This window comes from Methanothermobacter sp. (assembly GCF_049720995.1).
Taxonomy (GTDB): Archaea; Methanobacteriota; Methanobacteria; order Methanobacteriales; family Methanothermobacteraceae; genus Methanothermobacter.
On the sequence record NZ_JBNASF010000001.1, the window covers coordinates 149,247 to 155,700 of the forward strand.

At 44.8% G+C, this 6,454-nt stretch carries 7 protein-coding genes; 5 read left to right on the top strand and 2 right to left on the bottom strand.

All coding sequences use genetic code 11. The features are described from left to right. The first annotated feature begins 2 nt into the window (after window positions 1-2). Window positions 3-734: a tRNA (adenine-N1)-methyltransferase gene (locus ACPLJI_RS00730; protein WP_424730766.1), complete on the top strand. Its 732-nt coding sequence runs from the start codon at window positions 3-5 to the stop codon at window positions 732-734. Window positions 735-743: 9 nt separating this feature from the next. Next, window positions 744-1,670, top strand: a complete 927-nt coding sequence (gene pyrB / locus ACPLJI_RS00735) for an aspartate carbamoyltransferase (protein ID WP_424730767.1) — start codon at window positions 744-746, stop codon at window positions 1,668-1,670. On the opposite strand, the gene cdc6-1 is transcribed toward pyrB, so the two are convergent. Together cdc6-1 and ACPLJI_RS00745 are read right to left on the bottom strand one after the other, a co-directional pair. Then, window positions 1,653-2,801 (bottom strand): ORC1-type DNA replication protein Cdc6-1, encoded by a 1,149-nt coding sequence (cdc6-1, locus tag ACPLJI_RS00740; RefSeq protein ID WP_424730768.1) that lies wholly within the window; start codon window positions 2,799-2,801, stop codon window positions 1,653-1,655. The two genes, pyrB and cdc6-1, sit on opposite strands and share 18 nt — an antisense overlap. Window positions 2,802-3,586: 785 nt before the next feature. Then, window positions 3,587-4,054 (bottom strand): DUF2299 domain-containing protein, encoded by a 468-nt coding sequence (locus ACPLJI_RS00745; RefSeq protein ID WP_424730769.1) that lies wholly within the window; start codon window positions 4,052-4,054, stop codon window positions 3,587-3,589. A 97-nt stretch (window positions 4,055-4,151) separates the two neighbouring features. Between ACPLJI_RS00745 and ACPLJI_RS00750 the strand changes: the two genes are divergently transcribed. The 3 genes from ACPLJI_RS00750 (at window position 4,152) to ACPLJI_RS00760 (ending at window position 6,359) form a co-directional block, all read left to right on the top strand. Next, window positions 4,152-5,045 (top strand): cobalamin biosynthesis protein, encoded by an 894-nt coding sequence (locus ACPLJI_RS00750; RefSeq protein ID WP_424730770.1) that lies wholly within the window; start codon window positions 4,152-4,154, stop codon window positions 5,043-5,045. After that, the gene (locus ACPLJI_RS00755; RefSeq protein ID WP_424730771.1) at window positions 5,042-6,031 is read left to right on the top strand and encodes a cobalt-precorrin 5A hydrolase; all 990 of its coding nucleotides are present in this window, start codon (window positions 5,042-5,044) and stop codon (window positions 6,029-6,031) included. The genes ACPLJI_RS00750 and ACPLJI_RS00755 overlap by 4 nt, the downstream gene beginning before the upstream one ends. Window positions 6,032-6,104: 73 nt before the next feature. Continuing rightward, window positions 6,105-6,359, top strand: a complete 255-nt coding sequence (locus tag ACPLJI_RS00760; protein ID WP_013296572.1) for a UPF0147 family protein — start codon at window positions 6,105-6,107, stop codon at window positions 6,357-6,359. The last annotated feature ends 95 nt before the right edge of the window (window positions 6,360-6,454 follow it).

Consider the following 6,454-nt stretch of genomic DNA (forward strand, 5'->3'; position numbering starts at 1 on the left):
AATTGCGTATACTCATGGATGAAAGGGGTAAAAAGTACCTCGTGAAGGCAGGGGAAGACTTTCAGACTGACATGGGAATCATACAATCCCCCATGATAGAGGAGGCCAGACCAGGGGATGTGCTAAGAACCCACCTTGGACGGGAGGTTTATGTCCTTAAACCCAGCCTCTCAGATTACCTTGAACTCATGGAGAGGAGGTGCTCCATACTCCTTCCCAAGGACATCGGGATGATCTGTGCATACACAGGGATAGTGAACGGTTCAAGGGTTGTTGATGCTGGTACCGGGGCAGGTACAGTTGCAATGTACCTTGCAAATGTGGTGGGTGAATCAGGGCATGTTACAACCTATGAGATACGGGAGGACTTTGCGGAGGTTGCAGAAAGGAACATCAGGGAATTCGGATTTAAAAATATTGAGGTCAAAAACAGGGACATAAAGGAGGGCATAGAGGAGGATGACCTGGACCTGGTCTTCCTGGATCTTCCCGGGCCCTGGGAGCTTATGGAAGATCTTAAAGAATCCCTCCTGAGAGGCGGGTGGGCGGTTTTCTACAACCCATACATTGAACAGGTTAAAATTCTGCACAGGGTCGGTTCAAAGCTGGGATTTGCAGATATGAGGACATCAGAGATAATTGAGCGTGAAATTGAGGTCAGGAGTCAGGGGACACGCCCCAGGACAAGAATGGTTGGACACACAGGATACCTAACATTCATGAGAAAGGTCTAGAGGGATTTGATGTTTGAAAATGTTATCTCAATAAAGGACTTTGGAAAGGATGATATAGAGTTCATTCTGAGTGAAGCAGAGAAGATGGAGCTTTTTGCATCTGGAGAAAAGTCATCCAGCGTTCTCGCAGGAAAGATACTTGGGATGATGTTCTATGAGCCATCAACAAGAACACGCCTTTCATTTGAAACTGCAATGAAGAGGCTGGGTGGTAGCGTGGTTGGATTCGCAGGTGCAGATGCAACCTCGGCTGTCAAGGGAGAAAGTCTGACCGATACCGCCATGATGCTTGCTGGCTACTCAGATGCAATTGTGATAAGGCACAGTCTTGAGGGGGCTGCCCGTTACATCTCAGACATTGTGGATGTTCCGGTTATCAATGCAGGTGATGGGGCCGGTCAGCACCCCACCCAGACCCTCCTTGACCTCTACACCATGAAGAGGTTTTTCGGTGAAATAGACTCCCTCAATGTTGCACTTGTGGGAGATCTGAAGTATGGCCGGACCGTGCACTCACTGGCCTATGCACTTGCTGTTTTTGGAGTGAGAATGAGTTTTGTATCGCCTCCTGAGCTCAAAATGCCTGACAGTGTTGTACATGACCTTGAAGGTGGTGGTGTCGAGGTTACAGAGACAGAGAGGCTGGATGATGTTATAGATGATGTGGACGTCCTCTATGTTACAAGAATACAGAAGGAGCGTTTCCCTGACCCTGAGGAGTATTCAAGGATCAAAGGGGCCTATCATATAGACAGGGACATGGTTGCAGGAAGGGACCTGATTGTCATGCATCCCCTTCCAAGGATAGATGAGATATCCCCTGAGGTTGATTCGCTTCCACAGGCGATGTATTTCAGGCAGGCGTTCTATGGTGTGCCTGTGAGAATGGCTCTTCTCAAGATGCTGATAATGAAAAGATCAGACTCCCCAGAGTGAGTCTTCCAGGAGTGAGGTTTCACACTGGAGGTCTATGATATTTGTGCGTCCCTTTCCCCTTCCCCTGGAGACCGTGTTGGTTGATATGAGCCCAAGCATTTCGAGTTCATTTATGAAATCGAATATTCTTCTGTATGAAACTGAATCGCCCTTTGATATTTCCTTGTAAACCTCATATAGCCTTCCTGAGGTTATCTCCTCCTTTCTCTTTGTGAGGTAGAGTATCGCCTCAAGGACCCTCTGCTGCTGGCTGGGCAGTGTAAGTATTATGTCTGTGATCTTGTTGTGCTCTATGTAATCCTTGGCTTCCCTCACAAATTCTCCCTTAACCATGTCTGAATCCCTTTCATCTGCAATTTCACCTGCTGTCCTGAGAAGGTCAAGGGCATACCTTGCGTCGCCCTCCTCCTTTGCTGCAAGGGCTGCGCAGAGGGGTATGACATCGTCATCAAGGACTCCTTCCTTGAAGGATAACCTTGACCTCTCCTCAAGTATATCAACAAGCTGCTGGGCACCGTAGGGCGGGAAGACTATTTCCCTGTCCCTCAAACTGCTTCTTACACGTGGTTTTATGAACTTTTTGAACTCAACATAGTTGCTTATGGATAGTATGGAGACGTTGTCTGTCCTTGTGAGGGTGTAGAGTAGACCGTCACCATCATTCCTGAGAAGTATGTCTATCTCGTCAAGGACAACAAGGAGTATCATGTCCTGGCCGAAGGCATTTTTCTTGAACATGTTTCTGAATGTGTTGACTATCTCTGCCTTTGTCCAGCCACGGTAGGGGACATCGCGACCAAGCTGCTGGCAGAGCCGTGCTATTACCTGGTACTCTGTTGTGTAATCTGTGCAGCGTATGTACTCTGTCCTTATGTTAACATCACAGTCCCTTGAAGCCTCTTTAAGCTGTTTCATGGCAAATTTGGCAACTGCAGTTTTCCCTGTCCCTGTTTTTCCGTATATTGTTATGTCTGGCGGTGTGACTCCATTCAGTGCTTCAACCCAGTACTTGGCTATTGAACGTATCTGTTCCTCCCTGTGAGGCAGCCTGTCAGGTAGAAACCTGTGGTCAAGATATTTTTTATCCTTAAAAACAGATTCTTTGTCCCCTATCTCATCAAAAATGTTCATAGTACCACTTCAAATAAAGTTTTAGAGAAAACTGCTGCTTTAATTTATTTTGAAGGCCTCAAAACTGGAATGATAATCATTTCAGGTTTTTGAGGTTTCCCTCTTGATACTGGCAGTGCCCTTTAAGACCACCCTGTAGACGGGGTGATAAGTTTCAAGTGTAAATTTTCTTATTCTAACTCTTAGATAAAAGTTTTTATTAACCTAAGGGGTTTTTCATAATAAGGCCAGGGAGACATACATTTCAAGTGTAAAATTTCTCTCTGGCTCTGCCTGGAGACAGAGGAGAGACATACATTTCAAGTGTAACAGTTTTCCGTGTTCCCCATCATGAATGAGAGACATACATTTCAAGTGTAACGGTTACAGGAATGGTGTTATGTCAGGAGAGAGACATACATTTCAAGTGTAAATACAGGATTCAGGTGCTGCTACTTGGGTGGGTCTGACTTAGTGCATGCACTGGAATTCCTTAAATTGTTCTGGTCAGTGCACTTCACCATCTTACAATTGAAATGAATGTCACATTTTAATTTTAAAAGTTAATATGATAATAAAGATTTCACTTGAAATTCACCTCTCTCTCACTTGGCCCTACAGTACGCACGCAGCTTACACTTGAAATCCATCTCTCACCCATGCCCTTCTATATGTCAGGAAAGATTTACACTTGAAATGGACCACCCTCAGGTCAGATTCAGGAGACAGAAGTAAATTTACAGTTGAAATCCACCTCTGTCAGATTGTCAGAGACAGTTCCTAACATGTTACAGTGGAAATGAACCTCACACATACATGCTGTCCTGCTCAGGTTTTTCCTCACCGAAACGTTCCTGTATCATCCACATCACCTGAAGCTTAGCCCTGAAAACATTTTTTATACTTGAAATCAATCTGTCCTTTGAGAGGCCATCGGAGAATATCTCAGAGGTTACAAGATAACTGTTCAGAACGTTTTCTGGATGATCAAGCTGGAAATCAACTCCAAATCTGTTCAGTGTAAAACGAACCTTCCATATGAACTCGGTCCTTTTCTCCATGCTGAGTGCACGTATCCCTGACTGGTGCTCAGGACTAACACTGGTTGCACAGGCTATGAGGATCATGTCGTTCTTTCCAGCAGGCTGGATTATATCCATGACATGATCCTCTGGATAGTTTATCACATAATGAAAAGAGGCGTTTTCGTCAGGGACCTCCATCCTCAGAAAACCCTCCTCCTCAAGCCATTTTCTTATCTTCTTCTCTGGCATGGTATCACACAACTAATTATATCCATCCATGAATATATAACATGGTGAAATTATTACATGTCACTGGTATATATGAATCGGAACAAAAAGGGAAAACATGAATGACATCCCTGTCCTTTTACTTGCAATTTCAATTGACATCATAATGGGAGAACCCCCTCTGGCGCTTCACCCCGTCGTATATATGGGCTCCCTCACAGCCTGGATGAAGGGGATAATCAGTAAAACGCGTCTATCAGGAATGATAATGACATTGATGGTTGTATCAGTATTCACAGCACCAGCCATGCTCATAGGATACCTGGATGACCCTCTATACACGCTGATAGCTGGAGTGCTCCTTTCAGCGGTAATATCCATAAGAATGCTCTTCAAATCTGCAATGGATGTTGGAAAATCACTGGATGACAGCATTGAGGAGGCAAGGGAGAAACTTTCCTATCTTGTGAGCAGAGACACAGCATACCTCACAGATGAACAGATACTCTCAGCAACCATTGAAACACTCACAGAAAACCTCACAGACTCGGTCACAGCACCAATTTTTTATTTCATTTTGCTGGGGCTTCCCGGAGCATTCCTCTACAGAGCCGTTAATACACTTGACGCAATGGTTGGATATCTTGATGACGAAAACAGGGACCTGGGATGGTTCCCTGCCAGACTTGATGACATACTGAACTACATACCATCCAGAGTTACAGGGTTTATGATTGTTCTTGCAGCCTTTCTCCTGTCCCTCAACTGGAGGAATTCACTGAGGGTACTCCTCAGGGACGCCAGACGCACCCCCAGTCCCAACTCAGGATTCACGATGGCTGCTGCGGCTGGAGCTCTATCCGTTCAGCTGGAAAAACCTGGAGTATATGTTCTTGGGGACCCCAGAGATTCAATTTCAGCTGAAAAGCTTAAAGATGCCCTTAAACTGAGTTCTATCTCCCTTGTCCTGTTTATCGTGTCTGCAACAGGATTAATGATGGTGATACCATGAGACTGAGTATACTGACACTCACAGAAAATGGCAGGAAACTTGGTGAGGCCCTGAAGACATGTCTTAAGGATGATCCCACAGTTCTATCGGTTGAAATCATCCACAGGGATATAGATTTCAGGGAGGTGTTTTTCAGAAGCGACATGATCATCGGTATAATGGCAGCAGGTATAATGGTGAGAAAGATCGCTCCGCTCCTTAAAAACAAATTCTCTGACCCGGGAGTTATTGTTGTTGATGAAATGGGGCAGAATGTCATAAGTCTCCTTTCTGGTCATGCAGGGGGTGCAAACGATTTCGCAGTCAAAATTGCAGACATACTCAATGCAAACCCTGTTATAACAACAGCAACTGATGTTAATGGTCTTGTGGGAATTGACAGCTTTGCATCAAGATACTTCTACCTGATACTTGACAGACACCTTGTGAGGCACTTCAACTCATCAATTGTGAAGGGGCACACTGTGGAACTGCACTCCTCAAGGAACCTGGAGCCCCTCATTGATGGTGAACTATCCAGAACCTACAGGCACATAAAGGATGGAAATGAGATTGTAAGGGCCCACTGCAACTCTGAGGTCATGAGACTTGCTCCCCTCAAGGTTTCAGTGGGTATAGGGACAAGGAGGGGGGTTGAGTCCGCCAGAATAACCGGTGCCATCATGGAAGCACTTGGAATCTTAAAGCTACCTCCAGAGAGGATCGATGCACTGGCAACAGGTCATATGAAAAGAAATGAGAGGGGAATAATTGATGCAGCAGAGAATATGGGAGTCCCCCTGGAAATCATACCTCTCCATGAGCTCAGATCACAGGATACACACTCATTTTCAGATTTTGTCAACGAAAAATTTGGCGTTGGAAGTGTATGTGAAGCCGCGGCTCTTAAAAGCGCAGGATCCGGATCAAAACTCGTTATAAGAAAAACAACATCATCAGGAGTTGCTGTTGCGGTGGGAGTTTCAGGGACACCAAAAACTTTTTAACCGAAATGATATAAACCACATTGAATATAAACATTATTCTGCATTCTTCAGGAATTCAGCAGGAGGACCCACCATGAGTAACGAAACATTTGATCGCGTTTCTGAAATTTTAAAGCACATTATGGAAGATAACAGTGTTCCAAGGAACATTAGAAGGGCTGCCGAGGAATCAAAGGAGATACTCAACAACCCTGATGAGGACAGCACGGTAAGGGCCAGCACAGTCATATCGATTCTGGACGAGATAAGCAACGACCCCAACATCCCGATACATGCAAGGACACTGGTATGGGAAATACTCAGTGAACTTGAATCCATAAGGGAATAAATCTCTGTTTTTTTACATCCTATTTCTGTTTGATTTAAGGGTTTTTAGGGGGGATATAAATCTCTGTTTTTTTACATCCTATTTCTGTTTGATTT